Genomic DNA, 24,298 nt, shown 5'->3' on the forward strand with positions numbered 1-24,298 from the left:
GCCTCAACTCGAAGCGTTGCGCCATGTCTTCTACTGTGCTTGCCGATGTACCGCTGTTTCCGCTGCATACGGTGCTGTTTCCCGACGGACTGCTGCCGCTGAAAATTTTCGAAACACGCTACCTCGATATGGCAAGCGAGTGTCTGCGTGAAAAAACGCCGTTCGGCGTGTGTCTGCTGAAAAGCGGCGCCGAAGTGGCGCGTGCGGAAGAGCCTTCGGTGCCCGAAGCAATTGGGTGTCTCGCCGAAATCGAAGAGTGCGATGTCGAAGCCTTCGGCATGCTGCTGATTCGCGCGCGCGGTACGCGGCGTTTTCGCCTGCTGTCGCATCGGGTGGAGAGCAGCGGCTTGCTGGTCGGCATGGCGGAACCGCTCGGCGACGACATACCGCTCGAGGGCAATGAGCTGTTGGCCAAATTCGGCGCATGCGCGGAAGTTCTCGAACGGATCATCGCAACGATCCGCGAACGCGATCCGGAAAGCTTGCCGTTCGCCGAACCGTTCAAGCTCGAAGATCCCTCGTGGGTGTCGAACCGGCTAGCGGAAGTGTTGCCGATCGCGCTGCGCGCCAGGCAGAAACTGATGGAATTGCAGGACGCCGGCGCACGTATCGACGTGGTTCACCACTACATGCAGCAGCATCAACTGCTTTAGGCGCAGGCGTTTTTTAAAGCAGCGAACCGTGCAAGCTGTCCAGCAGTTTGCGCACCGGCGCGGGCACACCGAACGAATCCAGATCGCTTAGCGCGACCCACGCGGTGTCCGCATCGCCCAACGCAGCCAGTGCACCCACGCCGCGATCCAGTTCAGCGAGCCGCGGCTCGATATCCAGCTTGAAGTGCGTGAACACGTGCGTGAGCGGCGCGAGCGGCGAGACCGTTCCGTCGCCACCGAAGGCGCGCGCACGCTCGGCGAGCGCGGCTTCGCCGGCGGCTTCGGGCAGGCTCCACAAGCCGCCCCAGATGCCTGACGGCGGGCGCTTTTCCAGCATCACAGCGTTGCCGTCGCGCAGCACCAGCATCCATGTGCGGCGCGTCGGCACCGTTTTTTTGGGGCGCGCCGTAGGCAACTCACGCTGACGTCCGGTTACGTTCGCCACGCAGTCGGCGGCGAACGGGCAGCGCAGGCAGTCCGGCTTGCCGCGCACACACAACGTCGCGCCGAGATCCATCAAACCTTGCGTGTACGCACTCACGGCGTCGTCCGATGCATTGGACGGCAGCAGCGATTCCGCCAGCGCCCACATCGCATTCTCGACCTTCTTTTCGCCCGGAAAACCTTCGACGCCAAATACACGCGCCAACACGCGCTTCACGTTGCCGTCCAGAATCGTAGCGCGCGCGCCAAACGCGAAAGACGCGATCGCCGCCGCCGTCGAGCGCCCAATGCCTGGCAATTCGGCGAGCGCTTCGGCCGATGCCGGAAACGCTCCGCCATGCTGTTCGACCACCACCTGCGCGCAGCGATGCAGATTGCGCGCGCGCGAGTAATAGCCGAGGCCGGCCCACAACGCCATCACGTCGTCCGCAGGCGCGGCGGCGAGCGAGGCGACATCCGGACAACGCGCGAGAAACTTCGCGTAGTACGGAATCACCGTCGAGACCTGAGTCTGCTGCAGCATGATTTCCGAGAGCCAGATGCGATACGGATCGCGCGTGTTCTGCCACGGCAGGTCATGACGGCCATGCTGGCGCTGCCACGCGATCAGCCGCGTGGAAAAATCAGACATGACGGGAAAAGCGGACGGGGCAGAGGCGGAGGACGAACTTAAACGAGAAGGCATCGAAAAATTAGCGCTGGCAGGTGGGACAGAAGTAAGTCGAACGCTGCCCCTGCACGATCTGTCTGATCGGCGTTCCACACACGCGGCATGGCAGCCCCGCGCGATCATAGACGAAATAGTCGAGCTGGAAGTAACCGCTTTCGCCGTCACTGCCGACGAAATCGCGCAGCGTGCTGCCGCCCTTTTCGATGGCGGCAGCGAGCGTCACGCGCACCGCGTCCGCCAGCAAATCGTAGCGCACGAGCGAAACCCGGCCCGCTGCGGTGGTAGGCCGGATGCCGGCGCGGAACAGGCTTTCGGATGCGTAGATATTACCCACGCCGACCACGATTTCCCCTGCCAGCAACGCCTGCTTCACCGACACCTTGCGACCGCGTGTGAGCCGATGCATCAACGCGCCGGAGAACGCCGGCGAGAATGGCTCGACACCGAGGCCGGCGAGCAGCGGATGCTCAAGCACGTCGCCGGCTTCGCGCGGGTGCCATAGCACCGCGCCAAAGCGCCGCGGATCGCGATAGCGCAAAATGAATTCGTCGAAAATCCAGTCGACGTGGTCGTGTTTCGCCGCCGCCGGCGGATGCGGTACATGGCGCAGCACACGCAGCGTGCCGGTCATGCCCAGGTGCACAATGAACCAGCCGGCGTCGATTTCGAACAGCAGATACTTGCCGCGCCGCTCGACCTTGCGCACCACGCAGCCGCGCAAGGTTTTCGCAAGGTCCGCGGGGATCGGCCAACGCAGCGCGGGCGTACGCACCTCCACGCGTTCAACCTTGCGGCCGGACACATACGGTTCGATTCCCCTTCGGGTAACCTCAACTTCTGGCAACTCTGGCATGTCTAACTGGTCTGCAACTTGCGTGAGTGGTTGTGCGCTTATTGTAGCGAGCGCGTTACAATCGTCCGAAACATTGAACGGATTTCCATGAACTTGTCCTTCGTGAAGCTGTTTTCGAAGCGCCCGGCTAGCGCATCCCGCGTGCCGCTCGCCGTGTCCGCTCGCCGAATGCTCGGTGCCGCCGCGCTCGCCGTTTGGGCGCTGGCTGCCGCGCCCGCGCACGCGCAGAACCCCTCACCGGACTCGGATGACACGTCCGTCACCTTGCCGGACCCGCTCGGCCCGGCATCGGCAGAAGACCAGAAGTCTTTGCCGAACATCCCGCTGTCGAGTCAGATCGTATTTCAGGTACTCGCCGCTGAAGTCGCCTTGCAACGCGACCAGCCGGCGCCCGCCTATCAGACCTACCTCGCGCTCGCGCGCGACACGCACGATCCGCGCATGGCGCAACGCGCCACCGAAATCGCGCTGGCTGCGCAAAGCCCGTCGGACGCTTTGGCCGCCGCGCAATTGTGGCAGCAGTATGCGCCGAATTCGGAACGCGCCGCGCAACTCGACGCGTCGCTGCTCGTGCTATCCGGTAAGCCTGACGACGCCGAGCCACTCCTCGCCCGTGAACTCGAGAAGGTGCCCGCGAACAATCGCGGCAGCGCGATTCTGGCGCTGCAACTGCTGCTCTCGAGAGGACCGAACCGGATTGGCGGCTTGCATGTGCTGCAAGACCTGCTCAAAAACGACATGAACCGGCCGGAAGCGCAACTGGCCGTCGCGCGCCAGCAGCTCGTGTCGGACGACGCGCCGGGTGCGCGCAAGTCGCTCGAACAGGCGCTCACGCTCAAACCGGACTATTTGCCGGCGGCGCTGACGCTGTCGCAGATGGGCCCAGAAGAGCGCAAGGAAGGCATCGCGTCGCTCGAAAAGTATGTGCAGCAGAATCCGAAATCGCATGACGCGCGTCTCGCGCTCGCTCAGATGTATCTCGCAAGCGACCGTCTGGACGACGCGCAGAAGCAGTTCGAGATCATGCACAAGAACAACGCGGCCGACCTCACGCCGCTGATGGCGCTCGCGCTGATCAAGATCCAGCAGAAGAGTTTCAACGACGCGCAAACCTATCTCACCCAGTACGCGAAGCAAGCCGAGAAAACACCTGGCGCCGATCCGGGCCAGGCGTATATCTATCTTGCACAACTGTCGCTGGAACAGAAGAACGAAGCGGCGGCGAGCGACTGGCTCGACAAGGTTTCGCCGTCGAGCCAGCAATACATGCCGGCGCAGATCACGCGCGCGCAACTGCTCGCCAAGCAAGGCAAGCCGGACGACGCGCGCAAGCTGCTGGCCGGCCTGCAGGCCCCCGATCCGCGCGACAAGGCACTCATCGCTCGCACCGACGCGGCCATTCTGTTTGACGCAAAGCGCTACCCGGAAGCGGAAACACGCCTGCGAGAAGCAACGGCGTCTTTCCCGGATGACCCGGATCTCACTTACGACTACGCCATGGCTGCCGAAAAGACCGGCCATTACGATGTCATGGAAGCGCAACTGCGCAAGCTGATCCAGACGCAGCCGGACAATCCGCAGGCGTATAACGCGCTCGGCTATTCGCTGGCCGACCGCAACCAGCGCTTGCCGGAAGCGGACAAGCTGGTGGAGAAAGCTTCGTCACTGGCGCCGAACGACGCGTTCATCATGGACAGCGTCGGCTGGGTCAAATACCGGATGGGCAATACGGCGGACGCCATCAAACTGCTGCGCAAGGCCTACGGCATCCAGCCGAACGCCGAAATCGGCGCGCACCTCGGCGAAGTGTTGTGGAAAACTGGTGAGCAGGATCAGGCCCGCGCCGCTTTCCGCGATGCGCGCAAGCTCGAACCGGACAACGACACGCTTGTTAAAACGCTGCATCGTCTTCAGGTGAACGATCTTTGATGCGTCTTTCCCGCTTGATTTTCTTTCCCCGGGCGCCGCGTGGCGCGGCGCTCGGATTCGTGGCGGCAGCGCTTGTCGCGTTGGCCGGTTGCGCGTCGGTTAAGCCGCAAGGGCCGTCCACGTCGAATACGGCGACTTCCGTCACTGCCCAGACGAGCCGTGCTTATCAAGGCCGTTTCGCGATCCAGTACAACGATCAGAACGGCCAGCAGCGTAATGCCTACGGCAACTTCGCCTGGCAGGAAACCGGTGACACCGTCACCCTGCAGTTGCGCAATCCGCTCGGTCAAACGCTCGCGATCGTGACTTCGTCGCCGGCTTCGGCCACGCTCGAGTTGCCGAACCGTCAACCGCTCACCGCCGACAACGTCTCCACGCTGATGCAGAACGCGCTCGGCTTCGCGCTGCCCGTCGAAGGGCTGCGTTACTGGCTGCAGCCGTCACCGGCGCCCACTTCGCGCGCGAAGACCGAGAAGGATCCGCAGCAGCCCTCGCGTCTGAAGCAGATCACACAGGACGGCTGGACGATCGATTACCTGGCGTATGCCGACGCGCCGGCCACCGGCGTGAAGCGCTTGAACCTGAGCCGCTCGGAACCGCCGCTCGACATCAAGCTCGTATTGGATCAGTAGTCGCGCCGGTTCGCGCAACCCTTGCCGCTTCTTTGGCGCCGCCATGGCGCATGTAGCCCAGACTCATGATTGAAACGACCGATTCGCTGCGCGATTGCCTGGCACCCGCGAAACTCAACCTCTTCCTGCACATCACCGGCCGCCGGCCGGATGGCTATCACACGCTGCAAACGGTCTTCCAGTTGCTTGACTGGGGCGACACCCTGCACTTCAAGCGGCGCGACGACGGCCTCATCACACGTAGCACCGAGATCGCCGATGTGCCTCCGGAACACGACCTCACTGTGCGTGCGGCGACGCTCCTGAAGGCGCATACGGGCTCATCCGAGGGCGTCGATATCGAAATCGACAAACGCCTGCCGATGGGCGCGGGCCTCGGCGGCGGCAGTTCCGACGCGGCCACCACGCTGCTCGCGCTGAACCGTTTGTGGAAGCTCGATTTACCGCGACTGGAGTTGCAGGCGCTGGCACTGAAACTCGGCGCGGACGTGCCATTTTTTATTTTTGGGAAAAATGCGTTCGCCCAGGGTGTCGGAGAAGCATTAGACGTTGTACAATTGCCGCCGCGTCATTTCCTGGTAGTGACACCGAGGGTTCAGGTTCCGACTGCAGCGATTTTCTCCGAAAAAACGTTGACAAGAGATTCGAAACCCCTCATAATTACGGACTTTCCTGCAGAACTTAGCTGCAATACTGAATGGCCAGAAAGTTTCGGCCGGAATGACATGCAGCAGGTTGTCGTGGGAAAATACGCGGAAGTAGCGCAAGTGCTGCGGTGGTTTGAAAACATCGCACCCGCGCGGATGTCTGGATCAGGTGCAAGTGTATTTGCAGCGTTCCGTAGTAAAGCTGGAGCAGAAGCGGCGCAAGCCAAACTGCCGGCCGAATGGAACAGCGCAGTGACTGCAAGTCTCGATCAGCATCCACTCTTTGCTTTCGCGTCATAAGTTTTGCATCGTCGAACGGTTCCCTTGTTCGGTGAAGCTCAAAGTTAGTGTAGGGGAGTCGCCAAGTTGGTTAAGGCACCGGATTTTGATTCCGGCATTCGAAGGTTCGACTCCTTCCTCCCCTGCCAAAAATTCTCGCATTTCCCTCGCCCCCAGCCTCAAGTAGGTGCACGATGAGCAGCCATGACGGCCTGATGGTTTTTACTGGCAACGCAAATCCCGCGCTTGCACAGGAAGTCGTCAAAATCCTCGGTATTCCCCTCGGCAAAGCAATGGTTAGCCGTTTCTCGGACGGTGAAATCCAGGTCGAGATTCAGGAAAACGTGCGTGGCAAAGATGTTTTCGTCCTGCAGTCCACCTGCGCACCGGCGAATGACAATCTGATGGAACTGATGATCATGGTCGATGCGCTCAAGCGCGCATCCGCCGGCCGGATCACCGCCGCCATCCCCTACTTCGGTTATGCCCGTCAAGATCGACGCCCGCGTTCGGCGCGCGTCGCCATCTCGGCGAAGATCGTGGCGAACATGCTGGAAATCGCCGGCGTCGAGCGGATCATTACAATGGATCTGCACGCTGACCAGATTCAAGGCTTCTTCGACATCCCGGTCGACAATATCTACGCTACGCCCGTGCTGCTCGGCGATCTGCGCAAGCAGAACTACGAGAACCTGCTGGTCGTTTCGCCGGACGTCGGCGGCGTGGTGCGCGCCCGTGCATTGGCCAAGCAGCTGAATTGCGATCTCGCGATCATCGACAAACGCCGCCCGAAGGCGAACGTTGCCGAAGTGATGAACATCATCGGTGAAGTCGAAGGCCGTACCTGCGTGATCATGGACGACATGGTCGACACCGCCGGCACACTCTGCAAGGCAGCTCAGGTTTTGAAAGAACGCGGTGCGAAGCAGGTGGTCGCGTACGCTACCCACCCTGTGTTGTCGGGCGGTGCAGGCGAACGCATCGCGAGCTCGGAGCTCGATGAACTCGTTATCACCGATACGATCCCGCTTGGCGAAGAAGCCTGCTCATGCTCGAAGATCCGTTCGCTGAGCAGCGCCGGCCTGCTTGCCGAAACGTTCTCGCGGATTCGCCGCGGCGATTCGGTGATGTCGCTGTTCGCTGAAAGTTAAGTATTTGCGAAGGCGCAGCGCGCATTGCACTGTCGCATGCTGCGCTTTTGCACAATCGGCATGAACGAACGAAGGTTCGTGCCGCTGCTCTTGGGGCCTCAGCCGTAATGGCTTGCAGGCCCCGTTTTTACTGCCTGGTCGCGGGCAGTGCATTGGAGATTCAAAATGAAAGTAGTCGCTTTCGAGCGTTCCCTGCAAGGTACGGGTGCGAGCCGCCGCCTGCGTATCTCGGGCAAGACCCCGGGCATCGTATATGGCGCTGGTGCTGAAACGCAGTTGGTCGAACTGGACCACAACGCGCTGTGGCACGCGCTGAAGAAAGAAGTTTTCCACTCGTCGATCCTCGATCTGGAAGTGGGCGGCAAGTCGCAACAAGTTCTGCTGCGCGACGTGCAGTACCACCCGTTCCGTCAGCTCGTGCTGCACGTGGACTTCCAACGTGTCGACGCGAAGAAGAAGCTGCACACCAAGGTGCCGCTGCACTTCTTGAACCAGGAAACCAACCCGGCAGTGAAGCTGTCGAGCGCGGTGATCTCGCACGTCCTCAACGAAATCGAAATCGAGTGCCTGCCGTCGGCACTGCCGGAATTCCTCGAAGTCGACCTCGCGAAGATCGAAGCTGGTCACTCGCTGCACGCCAAGGACATCGTCCTGCCGGCAGGCGTTGCACTGGTTGCTCACCTTGAAGCAGAAAACCCGGTCATCGCAGCTGCAACGATCCCGGCTGGCGCAATCGCTGAAGGCGACGCCGCTGCTCCTGCAGGCGAAGGCGAAACGCCGGCTGCTTAAGCTGCACTGAGCGAGCAAGCCTCTCGATCCGTTTCAATGAAACGCTCGATGTGACCCGCCGAGGTTCGCCCCGGCGGGTTTTTTTTCGGTTTTTTTCGGCTCGGCCGCGTTCGGCTCCCGGGCCAGATGGACCTACGCAATCATGATCAAGCTGATCGTCGGACTCGGCAATCCGGGCGCCGAATACACCGCGACGCGCCACAATGCCGGCTTCTGGCTGGTCGATCAACTGGCGCGCGAAGCAGGTACGACGCTGCGCGACGAGCGGCGCTTCCACGGTTTCTACGCGAAGGCGCGGCTTCACGGCGAAGAAGTGCATCTGCTGGAACCGCAAACGTATATGAACCGCTCGGGCCAGTCGGTCGTGGCAGTTGCGCAGTTCTTCAAGATTCTTCCGGACGAAATTCTGGTCGCACACGACGAACTCGATATGCCGCCAGGCAGCGTCAAGCTGAAACTCGGCGGCGGCAGCGGCGGCCATAACGGGCTGAAGGACATCACCGCGCATCTGTCGTCGCAACAGTATTGGCGGCTGCGAATCGGCATTGGCCATCCGCGCGACCTGATTCCCGAAAGCGCGCGCGCCGGCGCCAAGCCGGACGTCGCCAATTACGTGCTGAAGCCGCCGCGGCGCGAAGAGCAGGATGTGATCGATGCGTCGATCGAACGTGCGCTCGCCGTGATGCCACAGATCATCAAAGGCGAGCTTGAACGGGCGATGATGCAACTGCATCGCAATCCCTAAGCACCCTGGCCGAACGCGCCCGCAGATCGCATCGCCGCATCGCCGCATCGCCGCATCGCCATCGACAGGAGAATCGCTTGAGCCGCTATTGGAGTGACATCGTTCACCGTCTGACGCCATATGTGCCGGGCGAGCAGCCCGTGGTTGCGCATCCGGTGAAGCTGAACACCAACGAGAATCCCTATCCGCCGTCGCCGCGCGTGCTTGAAGCGATCCGGCACGAACTGGGTAACGCAGGCGAGTCGCTGCGCCGCTACCCCGATCCAAGCGCGCGCAAGCTGCGCGAAACAGTAGCGGCTTACCACGGCATCCGCGCCGAGCAGGTGTTTGCGGGTAACGGCTCGGACGAAGTGCTCGCGCTCACGTTTCAGGCATTGCTGAAGCACGATAAACCGTTGCTGTTTCCCGATATCACGTACAGCTTCTACCCGACCTATGCGCGCCTCTTTGAAGTCGACTATCGGACGATCGCGCTCGATGACAGCTTCGCTATCAATGTCGACGACTATGCGGCACCTAACGGCGGCGTGCTGTTCCCGAACCCGAACGCGCCGACTGGCCATGCTCTGCCGCTCGCCAATATCGAGCGCCTGGTGGCGAGAAACACCGACTCCGTCGTGGTGATCGACGAAGCCTACGTCGATTTCGGCGCCGAATCGGCTATCACGCTGATCGACCGCTATCCCCACCTGCTCGTTATTCAAACGGTTTCGAAGTCGCGTTCGCTGGCCGGCATGCGCGTCGGCTTCGCGTTCGGCAATCCGGAGTTGATCGACGCGCTGAACCGCGTGAAGGACAGTTTCAACTCGTATCCGCTCGACCGTCTGGCTCAGGCAGCGGCCACCGCTGCCTACGAAGACAAGGCGTGGTTCCTCGACAATTGCGCCAAGGTGATTGCCAGCCGTGAGCGGCTTGCGGCGGGATTGACCGCGCTGGGTTTCGAGGTGGTGCCGTCAGCGGCAAATCTGCTGTTCGCGCGTCACGAAGGCTACGACGCAGCGACGCTCGTGGCACGGCTAAGGGAAAAGGAAATCTTCGTGCGCCATTTCAAGGCGCCGCGAATCGACCAGCATCTGCGAATCTCGGTCGGCACCGATGCCGAATGCGAAATTCTGCTGGACGCGCTGCGCGACATTTTCAGCGCGTATGCCGGATAACCGCGCGCGCGCATCACAGGCGTTGCTGCAAAAGAAGACGGCTAGGCAAGCGCCTCGCGGTTCACCATCATTCAAACTTCACGCGCCCTTCGCGGCCTGCAGCGCATGGTACTTCGCCATCAATCCGTCCGGCGTCTCCAGATGCTCCGGGTCGCGCGGAATGCACTCGACCGGGCACACCTGAATACACTGAGGCTCGTCGAAATGACCGACACATTCGGTGCATTTCTTCGGGTCGATCACGTAGATTTCCGGGCCCATCGAAATCGCGTCGTTCGGGCACTCGGGCTCGCACACGTCGCAATTGATGCACTCAGACGTTATAAGTAGCGCCACTTTGCTTCACTTTCCCTTTACTTTTCAACAACTTAGCAAGTCTGTCGAACGGTGAAATTCGACGATCTGCTCAAAATCCTCGATCTCTGTCGCACTGTGCTAGCACAGTTTGCACGCCACTTTTCGCGTGCGACTGCTGCACAAACCGTACAGCAGGTGGTTTGCGTCAAGTACACAGTGCTGCCATCTGATAGCACGGCTTGCACTGGCCTGCAAGTGTAGCGCGAATTTTGACATTCTGCTGACCGCCATGCGAGCATTGACCCATAACAAAAATAATAGGGTCGATAATGACAATAACAAAGAAAGACCGCTCCGCTTACGCGAGCCAAAAATCCCATGCCAAACAGCGCGGTATTAACTTCAATCTGAGCTTCGAACAGTGGTACGACTGGTGGATTGGCACCGGGCATTATGAGCAGCGCGGACGCAAAGCAGACTGCTACGTAATGGCAAGATTAAACGACAGCGGGCCGTACGAGCTTGGGAATATCTACTGCTGTACGGTTGCTGAGAATGCATGTTACGGCAACAAACTAAAGCCGCGCACGATCAGTAAAAAGACGCGCGATGCTGCTACTGCCGCAAATACTGGACGGACACATAGCAAGGCATCGCGGGATAAGATGAGTGCTGCTCAGGCAAAATGGAAGCGCAAACCCGAGCAGTTTCAAAAGATGGTCGCAACTAGACAGGCTAACCGCTCAGTGAATAATGACCGCCGAGCGTAGTAGTCTGATCCTTGCTTGACGTGCTTTCGCTGCTGCACTGAGTTTGGCTCGATGCTCAGGGGAGAACACTCTCCCCTTCTTGGCTGCGCTCATCTTTGCTCGCGTTTCTGCGCTAACTGTGCGCCCCATATCAGTACGCTCCCGAGAACTTGAGCTTGAAGTGGACCTGATGCGCATCGACCTCGGCGGGAGTAGCACCATCGAACTCGACGTGGATTTCGTAAGACGTCGGCAACAGGAACGTTGCTCGTGCGAAATCAGGCACGATAGTCGCAGTCCCGAGTACATAAGGAACGTGAGTAGGACAGACCTGCTTCAGCTTCGGCGGATGCGCGGGATAATCGTCAGGGTCTTCAAACAGATCGACCCATTCTTTATACTGCTCTCCGAAGGTCTCGTCCCACCACGTACACACCTCAATAAAATGGTTCAAGACGTCAATACGAAATGGCGTCATATGAGCTTGCGGTAGTTTCGAACAGTCGAATACGCATTCGAGAACAGTATCAACGCCGGTCGGCTTTACGTAATTCAGGTTAATCATTTGGTTTCCTCGCTTTGTTTTAAGAGTGAGTTGGCATTATTAATCGCAAGGAAAGCGACAGTCAAAATGAAAAAACCACCTTTTCGAAAATCGAAAAAGGTGGTTTCGGATCAATAACTTATCGCGTTGTTTTATTGCACGCTGAAAATTTTACAATCAGTACATGCCGGGAATGATCGCAGCCGGGTTCATTGACGTGCCTGCACCGGGCATGAAGTTGCTGCCATTACCCAGATTGGCCATAGGGTTCTGAGAGTTGGCGAGCATGTTGCCCAGCAACGCCTGATAGCTGCTTGTTGTCGTTGGCAGAGGTGCTGTGCCCATGCTTGGCATTGCCACCATGGACGCGGCCGGATTACTCATCATTGGAAGCGGCGCGGGACTTGGCATCGCATTCGCGACGCCTCGACCTGAACGTGGCGCTCTTGCGGTGATTACTGGAGCCTGCTGTTGCGGCTGGTTCATACTGTTGGCAACGTTGTACGCCTTGCTTCCAAGATTCACAGCACGCAATCCATTACTCAGCATAGGGCTATTAGCGAAGCCACCCATCGACGTTGTCGCGCCAGTACCGAAACCGACTGGCGCTTCACCGTAGGCCATACCCGACATACCACCACCCAACGCACCTGATGAGGTGCCGGTCATTCCACCACCGGGAAGCAAACCGCTATACAAGCCAGTAGGTGCTTCACCCAATGCAGAGCCGTAAGCTGTAGGCATTGAGAACGTGCTTGCGCCCCCTGTACCCACACTGCCAAGCAAACCGCTATCGCCGTAAGCGGCTGCGCCATTCATAGCGCCGTAGAAACCTGTGCCAGCTTGACCAGCACCAGCGCCGATACTGGCCCCAATACCGTTACCGACGCCGGTCATCCCAACGCTAGTTGCTCCTGCTCCCAAACCAGCGGCACCAGCACCGAAACCACCGGCAGCGCCGATTGAACCCGTAGCGCCCGCTGTTGTGCCCATAGTTGCGGCAAGTGCTCCGCCCCCTAAATCTGTACCCGCTGTTCCTGCAAGCAAGCCAGAACCGAGACCTGCGGCAGTACCAACGTCAGCGGCACCCGCACCAACTGCTGCGGCAGTTCCTGCATCTGCAGCACCTACACCAGCAGCACCAGCACCTGCCCCTGCTGCACCACCACTACCAGCGAGCGCACCGTCAAGCGCACCGCCCGAGAAGATAGAACCAACTACAAGGCCGATCGTATCCGCTGGCTTTGCTTCGGCGACCTTCCCGATCCGATCGAACAGCGGAATTTTCCGCAACGGGTTAATGGCTTCGTCGATCTTTCCCAAGCCCTGAGTAATAGGAGCGAGTGCCGTGTTTGCAAAACGAGGAATGTCCTCGTTCTCCCACTTTGCAAATTTGCCGCCAGTGACCCATGACAGAGGGTTGAGAACCTTGTCTACTGGTTCCATGATCGCGCCAATAGGCGAATCATGGTTCGTAGGAGAAAGTGTATTACCTATTGCGCCCATATTATTCCTTCTTATTCTTTTCTCTTCGCGCTGTTAGTGCTTTCTTTAGATTGTCCGCTAGCTTTGCGCGATGTTCTTCTGACTTTGCCTTTCCCTTCAATGCGGCACTGCGTTTTGCGTTCGCGATTGCCGTTTGAGGCTTTCCCGGCTTACCCTTGCAAGCGTGTCGAACGTTATCTGCATGCGTGCAGCAGTAGATGTTCCCTAGCTCATACGGGCCGGTATCATTAAAGCGGGCCATGACGTACTTCCCCTGACCCTTGCCTCGTTCGTGATAGTGTCCAGTCTCTTGCCACCACGTGAACCATTCCTCAAATGTGAGGTTGAATTCGATGCCGCGTGCGAAGCGTGCATTGGAGCGATGGCTCCAGAACTTGTCTTTGTCTTTGCGTGTGTATTCCATGATTGCCTTTTTATTGTTAGTTGTGGCTTACTTATTTAACAACCATGGAACACAAACATCAATTTATGTGTTGGCAATTTTGCAGACAAACACCAACGCGTAGTACGGTGGGATCACAGTAAATGCAGCACCTGAACCGTTGTACTGAATAGAAACACCAGTACCTGAACCGTAGATGCCAATGCCTGTACCTGCACCATAGATACCAATACCAGTTCCGCTAGCTGATGTTGTTGCCGTTGAATCACCAACCCAGCACCAAGTTGAGCTACCGGACTGCGGTGCTGTACCTGATCTATATGCGTAATTGTGGGCGTGACCTGGGTCATACACACCGTGAGCATGACCGGGATCAGAAACACCGTGTGCGTGACCGGGATCGTTCACGCCGTGATTGTGAGAAGGCATGTTTGCAACTGACAGCGTGTATGTTGTCGTGCCACCGGTTGCGCCTGTCGCATAGCCGCTACCTGCACCAATGACAAAGCGATTGCGCAAGTCGGGAGTGCCGCTAGTACCATCACAGAGCGCCCAATTGGAACCCCATGCAGCAACAACAGCAGCTTGAGTTGCCGTGCCGTTCCACATCTTGATAGTGCCGATTGGCTCAATGTTCTTAAGCTGCTGATACGTGACTGCATCTGTATTTGCAGTGCCGTTCGCCAAGTTGTTAATCTGGTAGCTGTTCATCGACAATGCTTTGGACATGTTGATGCCAGTACCGTTTGCAACCTGCGCGATAAACGCAGCGTGAGATTGCAGATAGCCTGCCAAGTTGTTGCCGATTGGTTCACTGCCAACCGGCGTGTTCAACGATGGTGTAACGTTGAGTTGTGAGATTGATGTTGCGACTGTCATTATAGGTATCCTCCCTGTGCCAATGAACCAAGCAAGCCAGCACCAGCGGTTGCTGCGCCAACGGTTAGGCCCAATGGGTTTGCGCTTTGAGTTGTGCTTGTAACGCCCTGAGCACCATTACCCAACGCAGCACTGAGACCTGATTCTTCAACACCAAGCTGCTCGTATGGAGACATAGCGCCTTGGTACCATTGCTGGTATGCGGCGTTGTCTTGGTTTTGTGCAGCAGTTTGCAGCGCTGTACCGCCTGTGTACTGAGCGTTAAGCTGGCTCAATGTGTTTGCGTCGAGCGATGGAGCAAGACCAGCAGCAGCAAGAGCACGTTGTTGAGCAGTGTTGTAGTTGCTGCTGTTCAAGCTAGCTGCTTGCAACCCTGCACTTTGGTTTGCCAAGCTTGCTTGCGTTGCTAGAGTTGCGTTTGTGTTCGCTGCTGACGCTGCGGTGTTGTACGCGTTGTTGTAGATGTTGGCCGAGTTATTAGCCAATGCGTTCGCAAGCGTAGTGTTCTGGTTGTTGACTGCGTTTTGATACGCACTACCACCAAACGCACCACCGTTTTGGAACTGGGTGTTTGCCTGCATGGCGTTCTGGTTAAACGCCTGTGTGGTTTGCTGATTGGCAGCGTTCACCATCTGCTGTGAGTACGGATTAACCGTAGTCGCATATGGGTTTTGTGCTGCTGTAGCTTGCGTTGCTGATACGTTGCCGTAGTTGTTGCCACCGTTATTAGCAGTGTTGGCAACTGAGCCGCTTACTTGACCGCCTACACCACCGTTATTAGCGAGATTGGTCATCCCGTTAATCGCGTTGGTCTGCGTGTCGTTCATGCCCGCGTATGTCTGACCTGAATACTGCGGCACTGACTGATTGCTCAGGTTAGTGCTTTTGGTCAGAATGTCCTGAGCAGTTGGTTGCGCATAGCCAGGCAGTTCCTGCGTAGTAGATGAGCTACCACCACTGCTGCCGCTAGATCCGCAAGGAACAAAGCCTTGGGCCTTACGTTTGAATACAAAGAATGACATTCCTATTCCCTTGTTATTATTATTTTTATGGGATTGCTGCGACTTACTTTTTGCGCTGATCCTTGCCAGTTTGGTTAGCGATCTGGCCTGCTGCAACTGCCCCTAGCAGACCGCCTGCTGTCTGGACACCCTTCACCTTACTTATCAGGTTTTCCTTGATAGCTTTGGTGTCAGTCGCATGCTTGTCGAGAGCTTGAATCGCATCGCCCAAACGCTGTGGGTTCAGCATCAAGTGTTCGACTGCTGCGCGGTTTGCTGCCGTCTTAGCTGCAAGCGCTTCATCTGTTTGACCACCGAACAGACGGCCGGCAGTTTTTGCAGCACCTGTTGCGGCCTTGTCCATTGCGTAGTCAGCAGCAACGGCACCAAGTGGGCCTGCGTGTGCAAAACCAAGACCGCTAGCAATTGAGCCAAGCACAGTACGGCTCAGGCGTTGGCCGCCCTCACCCATCATGTAGTTACCAATACCCTTGCCACGCTCTGCATTAACCAAGCTATCGAAGCCTTCACGCTTTGCAAAGTTGGACGCGGTATCACTCCCTGCAACCTTCTCAGTACGTGATGCGTAGCGTTCCAAGTTGTCACGCACGTTGTTCAAGCGGTTCAAGTGGTCTGCCGAGAAGTCAGCCGCATTGTTAGTAACGTTCTTCACGTCATGCCATGAAACGTTGCCATCTGTGCGTGTGTCAAACTTCTTGACCAACTCGTTGAAGTTTTCCTGATGCGCAATCTTCTGCTGCCCTGTCTGCGCTGCGTCGTAAAACTGCTTGTATGCAGGACTATTCGCTGTCAGGTGGTCTTGCAACTGTTGAGCGGCGATTGGGTCTTTTGCAGCAGCTTGACGCAAGTAGTTGTATGCGTCGCCGTGAATGCCCTGCGCGCTGTTACGGTTCATCGCAGCAACAGCGTCATCTCGCATCTGAGTAAGTTGTGCTAACTTTGATGCTGAAACGGACTTGGCAGGATCGAGTGGATTGTTGTTCGCCTTCCCTGCTTGGATGGACTTAACGAGGCTGTCCAGCTTGTTGACATTGAGCTTACCCAACGCACTAACCATGTTTGGGTCAGTCAGGAACTGGCTTTCTGCGATCTGGTCGGAACGACGCGCAAACTCCTTGTTCACGTCAGCAAAGCCTTGAACCTTGTTTTCCAACAGGTTGTTGATCTGCTTGCGCACGTCGAGATATGCGCCCTGCTGCCACTTATCCGCTGACGCCGCATCCATTGGATTATTCATGCGCTGGATATAGCTGTCCAAGTGCATCTTGGCAATGTTCAAGTCTTGCGGCGTGATGGAACCGTTGTTGATCACTGGTGTTTGATCGCCAGCGTTCAGCTTATAGGTCTCAACTTCACGCAGAGCCTTTTGCATTACTGGACGCTCAAGCAGATTCTGCAATTGGCCGTCTACTGGCAATGGCTTTGCTGCGCCCAACACGTTCTCGTACATTGGCGAAGTGACAAAGTTACGATCACGCTCAAGCGCTGCTGTGATGGCGGGATTGCTTGCGGTGCCGTTCCAACCCGCTACGAGGTCATCGTTAGGCGCGTTGAATGCTTGTTGGATTGCTGTATCGCCGTCGTTTTGTGCAACAACGTTGGCACGTTGCAAGTTACGCTGCATTGCTGGTGTGTTGAACACAGTGCTGTCTTGCGTTGGTGTCACTGGTCCCAGCTCTGCATTACCGCGAGCAGCCAGTGTGTCTTGGCCGTCTTGGAATGCGTCCTTCATTGCTTGCAACTGAGTGTCGCTCGTTGCGCCTTGACGTAGATGGTCTGTGTTTGCATCAGCGTTTGCAGCGGCGCGCGCTGCGAGACCGCCGTTGTTGTCGCTCTTATCCAGACCTTGCTGAATAGCTTGAACAGTTGGGTTATCCGTCGTTTCCGCCGCTGTGCGTTGATAGCCCGGCACGTTGCTCTGTGCGTTGGATTGCATCTGCGCAGCTACGTCTTGGGCTGATTGCGGGGTGTTGTCAGCGTTGATGTTGTCAGCAATCTTGCCTGCCATTTGCTGCTCTGCTGGCGACAATGTACCGCCCGTTTCATTACCGGCATTCGCCAATTGTGTCTCGGCATCTGCAAGCTGCTTTGTAGCACCTGTGATCTTTGAGATTACTGGCTTTGCTACTGCACCTACAACATGACCTAAAGCATGGCCCACAGCGCCACCAGCACCACCAATAGCAGCACCGGCCAATGGGTTATTGGGATCGCTCAGAGCGCCTTGTGCAGCGGTTTGAACGAGCGTGCTGCCCAGCCCGCCACCTGTCATTGGCGTCATTGCCACTGAACCAGCAAGGTTAGTAGCTCCGCGGAGCAATCCGCTGCCTGTGCCATGCTGTGCGCTGTCATAGGCTTGCTGTTGCGCGGCGTTGGTTGCGTGCAAATCGTTCACGCCTTGCGCTGCATCTTTGGCAAACTGTGAATCTGGCGCAATCCAGTTGGCACCCTTCGCAATCCACCCCATAACAGGATCAAGCTTGCTGTAGATAGCATCACGAGCGCCCATCATTACTGGGTTAGTCGTGGTCGTTACTGTGCCCGGAGCTTTGTCAGCGCCAGCATAAGGGCCATACTGCTTGAGGAAGCTTGAAACGTCGTCGCTGGAATCGTTAGCACTGGCTGCTGGTTGTGCAGGTTGTGAAGCACCGCCGTATTGTTTCAAGAACGCATTCACATCTGGTGATGCGCTGCTTGGCTGTGGAGTCTCGCTAGCATTTGCATTGCTTGAGCCGGTGATTGCGCCCAACACGTTAGACATGATGTTCGCAGCACCGCTTACCTTACCGACATACTTAGGGTCTTGAGCATAACCACCCGCTTTCAATGCGGTCGCGAAGCTTGTCGCATCTTTCGCACCTACCGCGTTTGGATACTTGTTCTTGATCAAATTGACGTAGCTGTTTGCAAAGTCATCTGTCGAGGGATAAGCTGCATATACGTCATTCGAGCCGGTCTGATTGTCGGTAGCGCTTACGCCCTTACCGGTCGTGCTCTTGATGTTGCCCAGATTGTTAGTGCCGGGAATAACGGACTTTCCGTAACCTGTTTCCAATGCAAGCTGACCAGCGATGATCGACGGATCGACCTTCAACTGGCTAGCAATGTTGTTGATCGTAGGGCCGTATGTTTGTGCAAACGCCTGTGGCGTTCCGTCTGGTGTGCCGCTAGCAGCAGGAACCCAACCGCCTGAAGCGGACTCGTCCGCGCTTGATGCGTCGCTTACTGGTGTCCAACCGTTGTCAGCCATTATTGACCTCCAAAGATTGGTTTCATCAGCACGCCGGCCTTAACAAGCTGGTCACGCTTCTTAGGGTCTTTAGCCATTGCAAGCGCTTGCTGGATTGCCTTGTCGTCAACGTTGGATGACGATGCCCATGACGGATTGATCATAGGTGGCTTGTAGTCCACAAAATGCTGCTTCGCGTCCTCTGCAACTTGCTGCATGGACGTGCCCTTACCGTAAGTCTTTTGCATGCCGTTAATTGTGATTGTTGTTGGCTTTGACAGATCGGCTTCGTTACCGCCGTTAGCAGACAAGTAAGCAGCGCGAGCAGAGTTATCAACAGCATGGACGTTAGCCATTACCTTGTTGAACGCAGCGTTCTGCAACAACTGCTCTGGAGTAGCTGAAGCTGGGTCCGCTTGCGTCTTGGTCAACTGCTTTTCGATGAATTGGTTTGGCTTAGCAATCGCTGGCAACAGTGAGAATTCCTGCGTCACGTTCATGCGGTTTGCAACTTGTCGGATAGATGAGTTCGGATCGTAGACACCCAACTTTGTAAGCGCTTGGCGGGATACATCACCCAGAAGACCGCTGCTGCTGCCCAACGCATCCTTGGTTTGCAATGCGCCCATCAAGCTGTCGTACTGATCGGCTTGATCTTGTGCCTTGCTTTGCGCTTCGTGATATGGCTGAATTGCTTTTGATACATCTGCGGGAGCCATACCGCCGGTTTGTGTTTGTGTTGCGTTTGGCTGACCGTTCGCACCTGAACCGTTGTAGACGTTCACATTGTCTGTAACTGGTGTGTTGGAAACCACGGTCTGCGTACCGACCTTTGCTTGCTGGCCTGTGCGCTTGTTGATCGCATAGACGTTACCAACGCTGTCTTTCTGAATGTCCAAGTCTGGGAAGTAGGACTTGACTGTTTCAGCATTACCGCCGTTTGCCAGAATGCCTTGTGGTGTAACACCATTAGCGCCCGGATTAGTCATGTACGACTGCAACGCTTTGATGTTCGCTGTTGAAAGCTGGGTCTGCGCTGTGTCCGCGTTGGCCTTGCCAATCTGTGCTTGTGCAAGCTGCGCTTGACGTTGGTATTGGATCGCTGCCATGTTGTTAGCAATAATTTGCTGATGCAGCGCGTTGTATTGCTGCTGACCGGCCAATACACCCGAACCAACGGCAGCAAGGCCAGGTGTGCCGTAACGGCTGTTTGCCATCATGCTTGCACCCGCCGCCATGACTGACTGCCACAAAGCAGGATCGCTAGCTGCCTTGCTTGCCACCTTGTGCAACCAGCGTTCTACTGGGCCGGGTTGGCTGTCGCTTGAACCGTCGCTTGATGCTGCGCTGCTATCAGAAGTCGTAGCAGCGTCACCATTGCTCTGGCTATCCGAAGACGTATCTGCGCTTGAACTATCCGCAGAAGCGTTGGCAGCGTCATCCTGTGCAGTCTGTGACGCTGTTTCGTCTGCTTTCTGTGAGTCGGTTGCGTAGCTGGGGTTTGCGTCGCTGCCTTGATCTTTGCTAGCGCCTTGCCCCACGTAATTCAGCAAACCTTGTTTTGTAGCGTCAGCGACGGGCTGAGCGTCTTGTGACGTTGAATCGTCACCGCTTACGCCCATCAATGCTGAAACGCCTGTTGTTGGGGCGCTCTGTTGTCCTTGTTGCGCTTGCAGCAAGGCTTGTTGGTCTTCATCATCAAGCGAAACGGGAATGCCGCTTGAGTTGTTGAGTCCCATAAGAGAGAAAAGTGATGCCATTGAGAATCCCTATCTTGTTCTTGTTATTTATTTCATATGGCGATCAGAAGGGAGCCACAACACCGTAGAACGGTTGGAACGTTGGCGGCTTTGCTGTGCCTGAGTTACCGCCCGCTGTACATATCCAACCAAGCAGAATGTATGTATGGCCGTTAGCTGTTACGGTTGTTGGCGTCTTGTTCTTGATCTCGTCTCCCACATCCCACGTAATGCCCAATGTTGCGCCGGTAGGATTGGTTGTGATTGTCTTGCCTGTTCCTGTTGGCGGTACGTTTGATGCGGTGTACGTTGCTGACGCGTAGCCACCAGCTAGCAAGTCGATGATGCCTGCTAGCTTGTTGAGAATAGTCTCAAGCTGCGTTGAGTCTGCGTATGTGACTGACTGCCCGTTGATCGTTGTTGTCTTTGTGGGCAGTACGATTTTCCCAATGCGTGCCATTTAGTTTCTTCCTGTGATTACCATCATTGGGTACCACTCCATAACTTCGAAGTCGCCCGTAAATGACAGGTTCAAGCTGTGCCAACGTGCGTTGAAGTCAACGTCGATACGTGCGTCGATAGGCATAAACGGCCCTGTCGCTAGTGTTGTGATTGCGCTTGGATCGCTAGTGCCTAACGTTGTGCGTCCCTGCCACAATGCAGTGCCTGATGCTGGCTCCTGCTTGAAGCGCATCTTGAACTGCTGCATGGTTGAGTAAGACGTGTCATCACCAAACACGTTGGTCGTGATGGTCGCGCCCGTAGAAGCACCAGCAAGCGCCATAAGCGTGTTGGTCGAGTCGAAGTAACCCGGTGTCACGCGGAAGTTAATCCAGTACGCTGAGTTGTAGCTGATTGATGGAATGTCGTTGTACGTATTCCACTGCGTGCCCATACTGTTGTACGTAATCTGACCGTTCAGAATCTGCATGAAGCCTTCCATGCTTACGTCCATGCGGCCCCAAGTTTCAGTCTTCCAGTTATAGGTAATGCAGGTGTCGATAGCCCCTGTGGAACTGTTCGACACGAACGCCCAGTAGATAACCTGCTTGTCTTGGTCGTAATAGCTGCTAATCTTGTTCTTGTAGCTTGGATTGAGCGTGTTGAAGAACCAGCGGCGCACGTTTCCACCAATTGGCTGTGGCAAACCGTTGTTCTGGTATGCGTAGAAGTCGTCAGAGCCAATAAAGAACAGAGCTGAACCAGTATTGACTACAGCTTCCTGACATAGCGCACCAACTTGCTTGCTGATCGCTTCGAAGCCCCAGCCTGTTGGAAAGCCTTGGTTCGTGCCGACGTACATGGAGTTGGACTTGAACAGGATTGCGTTAGGGCCCAATGCTGTACCCGCTGTAATACCGCCTGCTGTATCGCCCAATGGTGCGTAAGCGCAAAGTGTTTGCTGGTTGGTGTAGTCCCACGCTGTTTGATCGCCAATACCTGAGCAATACCAGTAGTGCGGTCCTGGCCCTGCTGCTGATGCGCTGAGGTTGCAGACAAACACTTGATAGTTGACAACGAACACGATCTGCCCCGTAGGAGCATTCCAAAGTGTTGCTGTTGCTGTAGCTGTCGTAGTTGCACCGCCACCAGTGATGGTTACTGTTGGTGCGCTTGTGTAGCCAGAACCGGGATTAGTTACGGTAATGCTTGTAACTGCACCACCTGACACTGTTGCTGTCGCTGTTGCTTGAACGCTGTTAGGCATTTGCGGGGCAGACAGCGTGACAGTAGGCGCGCTCGTGTAGCCAGCACCACCAGCCGTTACTGCGATTGATTGCAAAGGCACTGGACAGTTGGTAAAGCCGCTGTCGATAGCGACTTGCAAGGGGTCAGTACCGTTGACTGCCAGCGATGCGTTACCAAAGGCTGCATAGCGCCATTGTGAGCTTGTACCCAATGAGTAACCGCCTGTGCGGCTTACATCATTCCAAGTGCCGTTGACGTTCTCGTAGATGTGCGATGCCGTACCTGCAAACTGGCGATCTGTATTGTCTAGTCGTGCAATAAGCGCACTGCCTACCACTGTAGATGGCAATGATGTAAGACCAGCATTAACGGGACTAGCAGCAGCTTTGAAGCCTTGTGCTGTAGGAATGATGTTGTTGCAAGTCTGGAAGATGCCCGGTGTGCTTGGGTCAACGTCAGGTGCGAAACCGACAAGCTTTTGCGGGTCTAGTTGTATTTTTTTACCCATACTGCCTCTTACGATGTTCTACGTGTCAGCTTGGTCTTTTGTGGTACGTTGCCGATACGTGATGCCTGCTGCGCTTCTGTTACTGCTTCTGACAGCATGCCTTGCCACTTCTGCATCTCCTCGTCATCCTTGATGTACGTGACGGCTTCAAACAATGTCGCGTACAGGTAGATGTTTGGATAGTCTTCAAGTACCCAGTTGCTCTCATTCGCATCACTCAAGCCAAGCAGTGTTGCGTAGTAATACATCGTGAGTTCGGAAGTACCGTCAACGTATGTTTGCAGGATCAGCTTGTTACCAGTAATGGTGTATTCCTGCGCGTACTGATTCCACTTGCGCTTGTCGATCTGCTCCGGAGACACGTAGTTCAATTCGCAGTCGTCGTATGTTGCATGCAGCATTGCGCCGAAGTCAGACGGCAGCGCGATAACGTTCGTACCCACTGACGGAGTAACGGAGTACGGCAAAGCAATCTGCTGGTCGAGCGTTTGCAGCAGCGTCTTGAGTCTCGCTTCCGCAAGCTCAATGAAGACAGGGATTTGCGCTGTCAGGTTGGCACGCTGTAGGTACGTGGCAACCACGTTTTGAAAGTCGTCGTATGAATCAAAGCTCAAGTTACTCATTGGAGCCCTTGTTTTAGTTTTTGTTTAGCACGCCATTCGCGTGTTCGCTCCGCTGGAGTTTTGGGATTATCAGACTTAGGTCGACCTACAGGTCGACCTGACTGTTTCGCGATCTTGCGGAACTCTAAAATGTTCTCGGAATGTAGCTGGATGAAAACATTCCCGATCTCATAGTCCCCGAGATCGTTGTAGCGTGACATGCAATACTGGCCGCGCTTTGTTCCACGTTGCTCCCACTTGCCAGAGTCAATCCAAACTTGAAACCACTCCTCAAACGTTAGCTTGAACTTGATTTCGTTTCCGTTTAGATCGACTCGCTTTCCATTAGAAACAGTGCCTTTCTGCGCGTTATACTTCATCATTGCATCGCGCTTTACTACTTGATCCAAGAATGAATCACTTAAATCTTTCAGGTACTTCATAAACACGTCCTTGTTATAAAAATTGTTGACGTATCTATTTATACTGCCGAAGAATTTTCGTTACTTCTGTGTGCGGTATGCTGAACGCAAACGGAATGCTGACAGGTCAGGATCATGCAAGATCGCTTTGATATGCACGCCATTTGATTGCTTGCTGAAAAACTCCGCTAGCGTGATGCCTTTGTCCAAGCAATACTTCTCGATCAGAATGCCGGGAATGTCCATCACTGGACGCATCTCTTCGCCGTAGCTGCTCTTTACTTCAAGCTCACTGCGCCATGCTTTTGCATCTTCCACAGCGTCGCCAATGTTGACCGTGTGGATAGCGGTGATCTTTTCTCCGGTTACGTCCTTCTCTACGTGGAAGTCTGTACGGCTATCTGGCAGGATGATTGCGGGTGCGTTGTTGGCAACTGGCTGCGCTTTTGATCCTGACAGATCGAAGCTAGCGTTGCTGCCGCTTGCGAAAAACTTGTTACTCATTACTCACCCTTCAACTGGTCTTTCTTTTGCTTTGCAAGGCGACCAGTGTTGGTCAGCGTTTGCAGTTCAGCCTTGAGTGCGCGCATAGCTTGGACACGGTGCCATGCCAGTTCACGCTCAGACAGAACCAAGCTGTCGATCATCTTTTGTGTTGCTTCGGCTTCCAGCTTGTCCAGCGTGGAAGTCAGCAAAGGGTTTGACAGCAATGCCGCTGCTTCATTGCCCTTTGCGATTTGTGCGTCGTACTCAGCGACTGATTTTTGATTGCGTTGCATAG

At 56.0% G+C, this 24,298-nt stretch carries 26 protein-coding genes and 1 tRNA gene; 10 read left to right on the plus strand and 17 right to left on the minus strand.

The window, feature by feature from the left end:
* Nucleotides 1-23: 23 nt before the first annotated feature.
* Nucleotides 24-653, plus strand: a complete 630-nt coding sequence (locus ACAX43_RS12325) for an LON peptidase substrate-binding domain-containing protein (RefSeq protein ID WP_370708672.1) — start codon at nucleotides 24-26, stop codon at nucleotides 651-653.
* A 13-nt stretch (nucleotides 654-666) separates the two neighbouring features.
* Here the strand turns inward: ACAX43_RS12325 and mutY are convergent, their stop codons facing one another.
* Together mutY and mutM are read right to left on the minus strand one after the other, a co-directional pair.
* Nucleotides 667-1,728: an A/G-specific adenine glycosylase gene (gene mutY, locus ACAX43_RS12330; protein WP_370708673.1), complete on the minus strand. Its 1,062-nt coding sequence runs from the start codon at nucleotides 1,726-1,728 to the stop codon at nucleotides 667-669.
* A 61-nt stretch (nucleotides 1,729-1,789) separates the two neighbouring features.
* A complete protein-coding gene (mutM, locus tag ACAX43_RS12335) occupies nucleotides 1,790-2,620 on the minus strand; it encodes a bifunctional DNA-formamidopyrimidine glycosylase/DNA-(apurinic or apyrimidinic site) lyase (RefSeq protein ID WP_370708674.1) in 831 nt (276 codons plus the stop codon).
* Nucleotides 2,621-2,707: 87 nt separating this feature from the next.
* Between mutM and ACAX43_RS12340 the strand changes: the two genes are divergently transcribed.
* The 8 genes from ACAX43_RS12340 (at nucleotide 2,708) to hisC (ending at nucleotide 9,949) form a co-directional block, all read left to right on the plus strand.
* Nucleotides 2,708-4,549 carry a tetratricopeptide repeat protein gene (locus tag ACAX43_RS12340; RefSeq protein WP_370708675.1) on the plus strand — a complete coding sequence of 614 codons (1,842 nt, stop codon included), beginning with the start codon at nucleotides 2,708-2,710 and terminating at the stop codon, nucleotides 4,547-4,549.
* Entirely contained in the window at nucleotides 4,549-5,181 is a 633-nt protein-coding gene (lolB, locus tag ACAX43_RS12345) for a lipoprotein insertase outer membrane protein LolB (protein ID WP_370708676.1), read from the plus strand. The genes ACAX43_RS12340 and lolB overlap by 1 nt, the downstream gene beginning before the upstream one ends.
* Nucleotides 5,182-5,246: 65 nt before the next feature.
* A complete protein-coding gene (gene ispE, locus ACAX43_RS12350; protein ID WP_370708677.1) occupies nucleotides 5,247-6,128 on the plus strand; it encodes a 4-(cytidine 5'-diphospho)-2-C-methyl-D-erythritol kinase in 882 nt (293 codons plus the stop codon).
* 51 nt (nucleotides 6,129-6,179) lie between these two features.
* Nucleotides 6,180-6,256, plus strand: a tRNA-Gln gene (locus tag ACAX43_RS12355).
* 45 nt (nucleotides 6,257-6,301) lie between these two features.
* Complete coding sequence (locus tag ACAX43_RS12360) at nucleotides 6,302-7,258, plus strand: ribose-phosphate pyrophosphokinase (RefSeq protein WP_370708678.1); 957 nt, start codon at nucleotides 6,302-6,304, stop codon at nucleotides 7,256-7,258.
* A 165-nt stretch (nucleotides 7,259-7,423) separates the two neighbouring features.
* The gene (locus tag ACAX43_RS12365; RefSeq protein ID WP_370708679.1) at nucleotides 7,424-8,047 is read left to right on the plus strand and encodes a 50S ribosomal protein L25/general stress protein Ctc; all 624 of its coding nucleotides are present in this window, start codon (nucleotides 7,424-7,426) and stop codon (nucleotides 8,045-8,047) included.
* A 142-nt stretch (nucleotides 8,048-8,189) separates the two neighbouring features.
* Nucleotides 8,190-8,792 carry an aminoacyl-tRNA hydrolase gene (gene pth / locus ACAX43_RS12370; RefSeq protein WP_091796808.1) on the plus strand — a complete coding sequence of 201 codons (603 nt, stop codon included), beginning with the start codon at nucleotides 8,190-8,192 and terminating at the stop codon, nucleotides 8,790-8,792.
* Between the two features lie 77 nt (nucleotides 8,793-8,869).
* Entirely contained in the window at nucleotides 8,870-9,949 is a 1,080-nt protein-coding gene (gene hisC, locus ACAX43_RS12375; RefSeq protein ID WP_370708680.1) for a histidinol-phosphate transaminase, read from the plus strand.
* A gap of 78 nt (nucleotides 9,950-10,027) precedes the next feature.
* Here the strand turns inward: hisC and ACAX43_RS12380 are convergent, their stop codons facing one another.
* Complete coding sequence (locus tag ACAX43_RS12380; RefSeq protein ID WP_370708681.1) at nucleotides 10,028-10,285, minus strand: YfhL family 4Fe-4S dicluster ferredoxin; 258 nt, start codon at nucleotides 10,283-10,285, stop codon at nucleotides 10,028-10,030.
* 290 nt (nucleotides 10,286-10,575) lie between these two features.
* Here ACAX43_RS12380 and ACAX43_RS12385 point away from each other — a divergent pair, with 290 nt between their 5' ends.
* Nucleotides 10,576-11,016, plus strand: a complete 441-nt coding sequence (locus ACAX43_RS12385) for a hypothetical protein (RefSeq protein WP_370708682.1) — start codon at nucleotides 10,576-10,578, stop codon at nucleotides 11,014-11,016.
* Here the strand turns inward: ACAX43_RS12385 and ACAX43_RS12390 are convergent.
* The 14 genes from ACAX43_RS12390 to ACAX43_RS12455 form a co-directional block, all read right to left on the minus strand.
* Complete coding sequence (locus tag ACAX43_RS12390; protein ID WP_370708683.1) at nucleotides 10,990-11,217, minus strand: NUMOD3 domain-containing DNA-binding protein; 228 nt, start codon at nucleotides 11,215-11,217, stop codon at nucleotides 10,990-10,992. The genes ACAX43_RS12385 and ACAX43_RS12390 overlap by 27 nt on opposite strands.
* Nucleotides 11,147-11,560 carry a hypothetical protein gene (locus ACAX43_RS12395; RefSeq protein WP_370708862.1) on the minus strand — a complete coding sequence of 138 codons (414 nt, stop codon included), beginning with the start codon at nucleotides 11,558-11,560 and terminating at the stop codon, nucleotides 11,147-11,149. Before ACAX43_RS12395 ends, ACAX43_RS12390 begins: the two co-directional genes overlap by 71 nt.
* 156 nt (nucleotides 11,561-11,716) lie before the next feature.
* Nucleotides 11,717-12,985, minus strand: coding sequence for a hypothetical protein (locus tag ACAX43_RS12400; RefSeq protein ID WP_370708684.1), 1,269 nt, complete (start codon nucleotides 12,983-12,985; stop codon nucleotides 11,717-11,719).
* A 61-nt stretch (nucleotides 12,986-13,046) separates the two neighbouring features.
* Nucleotides 13,047-13,448, minus strand: a complete 402-nt coding sequence (locus tag ACAX43_RS12405) for a hypothetical protein (RefSeq protein WP_370708685.1) — start codon at nucleotides 13,446-13,448, stop codon at nucleotides 13,047-13,049.
* A gap of 63 nt (nucleotides 13,449-13,511) precedes the next feature.
* Nucleotides 13,512-14,306 carry a hypothetical protein gene (locus ACAX43_RS12410; RefSeq protein WP_370708686.1) on the minus strand — a complete coding sequence of 265 codons (795 nt, stop codon included), beginning with the start codon at nucleotides 14,304-14,306 and terminating at the stop codon, nucleotides 13,512-13,514.
* On the minus strand, nucleotides 14,306-15,328 hold the full coding sequence (locus ACAX43_RS12415) for a hypothetical protein (RefSeq protein WP_370708687.1): 1,023 nt from the start codon (nucleotides 15,326-15,328) through the stop codon (nucleotides 14,306-14,308). Before ACAX43_RS12415 ends, ACAX43_RS12410 begins: the two co-directional genes overlap by 1 nt.
* Before the next feature lie 43 nt (nucleotides 15,329-15,371).
* The gene (locus tag ACAX43_RS12420) at nucleotides 15,372-18,578 is read right to left on the minus strand and encodes a glucosaminidase domain-containing protein (RefSeq protein ID WP_370708688.1); all 3,207 of its coding nucleotides are present in this window, start codon (nucleotides 18,576-18,578) and stop codon (nucleotides 15,372-15,374) included.
* A complete protein-coding gene (locus ACAX43_RS12425; RefSeq protein WP_370708689.1) occupies nucleotides 18,578-20,317 on the minus strand; it encodes a hypothetical protein in 1,740 nt (579 codons plus the stop codon). The genes ACAX43_RS12420 and ACAX43_RS12425 overlap by 1 nt, the downstream gene beginning before the upstream one ends.
* Before the next feature lie 43 nt (nucleotides 20,318-20,360).
* Nucleotides 20,361-20,756, minus strand: a complete 396-nt coding sequence (locus tag ACAX43_RS12430) for a hypothetical protein (RefSeq protein ID WP_370708690.1) — start codon at nucleotides 20,754-20,756, stop codon at nucleotides 20,361-20,363.
* Complete coding sequence (locus ACAX43_RS12435; protein WP_370708691.1) at nucleotides 20,757-22,493, minus strand: hypothetical protein; 1,737 nt, start codon at nucleotides 22,491-22,493, stop codon at nucleotides 20,757-20,759. It lies immediately after the preceding gene.
* An 8-nt stretch (nucleotides 22,494-22,501) separates the two neighbouring features.
* A complete protein-coding gene (locus ACAX43_RS12440; RefSeq protein WP_370708692.1) occupies nucleotides 22,502-23,116 on the minus strand; it encodes a hypothetical protein in 615 nt (204 codons plus the stop codon).
* Nucleotides 23,113-23,538, minus strand: a complete 426-nt coding sequence (locus tag ACAX43_RS12445; RefSeq protein ID WP_370708693.1) for a hypothetical protein — start codon at nucleotides 23,536-23,538, stop codon at nucleotides 23,113-23,115. Before ACAX43_RS12445 ends, ACAX43_RS12440 begins: the two co-directional genes overlap by 4 nt.
* A 60-nt stretch (nucleotides 23,539-23,598) precedes the next feature.
* Complete coding sequence (locus tag ACAX43_RS12450; protein WP_370708694.1) at nucleotides 23,599-24,021, minus strand: hypothetical protein; 423 nt, start codon at nucleotides 24,019-24,021, stop codon at nucleotides 23,599-23,601.
* The gene (locus ACAX43_RS12455) at nucleotides 24,021-24,296 is read right to left on the minus strand and encodes a hypothetical protein (protein ID WP_370708695.1); all 276 of its coding nucleotides are present in this window, start codon (nucleotides 24,294-24,296) and stop codon (nucleotides 24,021-24,023) included. The genes ACAX43_RS12450 and ACAX43_RS12455 overlap by 1 nt, the downstream gene beginning before the upstream one ends.
* Nucleotides 24,297-24,298 lie beyond the last annotated feature (2 nt).

Source organism: Paraburkholderia sp. IW21, from assembly GCF_041321145.1.
Lineage (GTDB): Bacteria > Pseudomonadota > Gammaproteobacteria > Burkholderiales > Burkholderiaceae > Paraburkholderia.

Excerpts from the sequence above, each read along its gene's own strand:
- ACAX43_RS12325 (WP_370708672.1), top strand. The coding sequence starts at position 24 with ATGTCTTCTACTGTGCTTGCCGATGTACCGCTGTTTCCGCTGCATACG.
- lolB (WP_370708676.1), top strand. The coding sequence starts at position 4,549 with ATGCGTCTTTCCCGCTTGATTTTCTTTCCCCGGGCGCCGCGTGGCGCG.
- ACAX43_RS12455 (WP_370708695.1), bottom strand. The coding sequence starts at position 24,296 with ATGCAACGCAATCAAAAATCAGTCGCTGAGTACGACGCACAAATCGCA.
- ACAX43_RS12365 (WP_370708679.1), top strand. The coding sequence starts at position 7,424 with ATGAAAGTAGTCGCTTTCGAGCGTTCCCTGCAAGGTACGGGTGCGAGC.
- ACAX43_RS12420 (WP_370708688.1), bottom strand. The coding sequence starts at position 18,578 with ATGGCTGACAACGGTTGGACACCAGTAAGCGACGCATCAAGCGCGGAC.
- ACAX43_RS12435 (WP_370708691.1), bottom strand. The coding sequence starts at position 22,493 with ATGGGTAAAAAAATACAACTAGACCCGCAAAAGCTTGTCGGTTTCGCA.
- ACAX43_RS12400 (WP_370708684.1), bottom strand. The coding sequence starts at position 12,985 with ATGGAACCAGTAGACAAGGTTCTCAACCCTCTGTCATGGGTCACTGGC.
- ACAX43_RS12450 (WP_370708694.1), bottom strand. The coding sequence starts at position 24,021 with ATGAGTAACAAGTTTTTCGCAAGCGGCAGCAACGCTAGCTTCGATCTG.
- ACAX43_RS12410 (WP_370708686.1), bottom strand. The coding sequence starts at position 14,306 with ATGACAGTCGCAACATCAATCTCACAACTCAACGTTACACCATCGTTG.
- pth (WP_091796808.1), top strand. The coding sequence starts at position 8,190 with ATGATCAAGCTGATCGTCGGACTCGGCAATCCGGGCGCCGAATACACC.
- ACAX43_RS12360 (WP_370708678.1), top strand. The coding sequence starts at position 6,302 with ATGAGCAGCCATGACGGCCTGATGGTTTTTACTGGCAACGCAAATCCC.
- ACAX43_RS12415 (WP_370708687.1), bottom strand. The coding sequence starts at position 15,328 with ATGTCATTCTTTGTATTCAAACGTAAGGCCCAAGGCTTTGTTCCTTGC.
- mutM (WP_370708674.1), bottom strand. The coding sequence starts at position 2,620 with ATGCCAGAGTTGCCAGAAGTTGAGGTTACCCGAAGGGGAATCGAACCG.
- ispE (WP_370708677.1), top strand. The coding sequence starts at position 5,247 with ATGATTGAAACGACCGATTCGCTGCGCGATTGCCTGGCACCCGCGAAA.
- ACAX43_RS12440 (WP_370708692.1), bottom strand. The coding sequence starts at position 23,116 with ATGAGTAACTTGAGCTTTGATTCATACGACGACTTTCAAAACGTGGTT.
- ACAX43_RS12395 (WP_370708862.1), bottom strand. The coding sequence starts at position 11,560 with ATGATTAACCTGAATTACGTAAAGCCGACCGGCGTTGATACTGTTCTC.
- ACAX43_RS12430 (WP_370708690.1), bottom strand. The coding sequence starts at position 20,756 with ATGGCACGCATTGGGAAAATCGTACTGCCCACAAAGACAACAACGATC.
- ACAX43_RS12390 (WP_370708683.1), bottom strand. The coding sequence starts at position 11,217 with ATGGTGCTACTCCCGCCGAGGTCGATGCGCATCAGGTCCACTTCAAGC.
- ACAX43_RS12385 (WP_370708682.1), top strand. The coding sequence starts at position 10,576 with ATGACAATAACAAAGAAAGACCGCTCCGCTTACGCGAGCCAAAAATCC.
- ACAX43_RS12340 (WP_370708675.1), top strand. The coding sequence starts at position 2,708 with ATGAACTTGTCCTTCGTGAAGCTGTTTTCGAAGCGCCCGGCTAGCGCA.
- ACAX43_RS12425 (WP_370708689.1), bottom strand. The coding sequence starts at position 20,317 with ATGGCATCACTTTTCTCTCTTATGGGACTCAACAACTCAAGCGGCATT.
- mutY (WP_370708673.1), bottom strand. The coding sequence starts at position 1,728 with ATGTCTGATTTTTCCACGCGGCTGATCGCGTGGCAGCGCCAGCATGGC.
- ACAX43_RS12445 (WP_370708693.1), bottom strand. The coding sequence starts at position 23,538 with ATGAAGTACCTGAAAGATTTAAGTGATTCATTCTTGGATCAAGTAGTA.
- ACAX43_RS12405 (WP_370708685.1), bottom strand. The coding sequence starts at position 13,448 with ATGGAATACACACGCAAAGACAAAGACAAGTTCTGGAGCCATCGCTCC.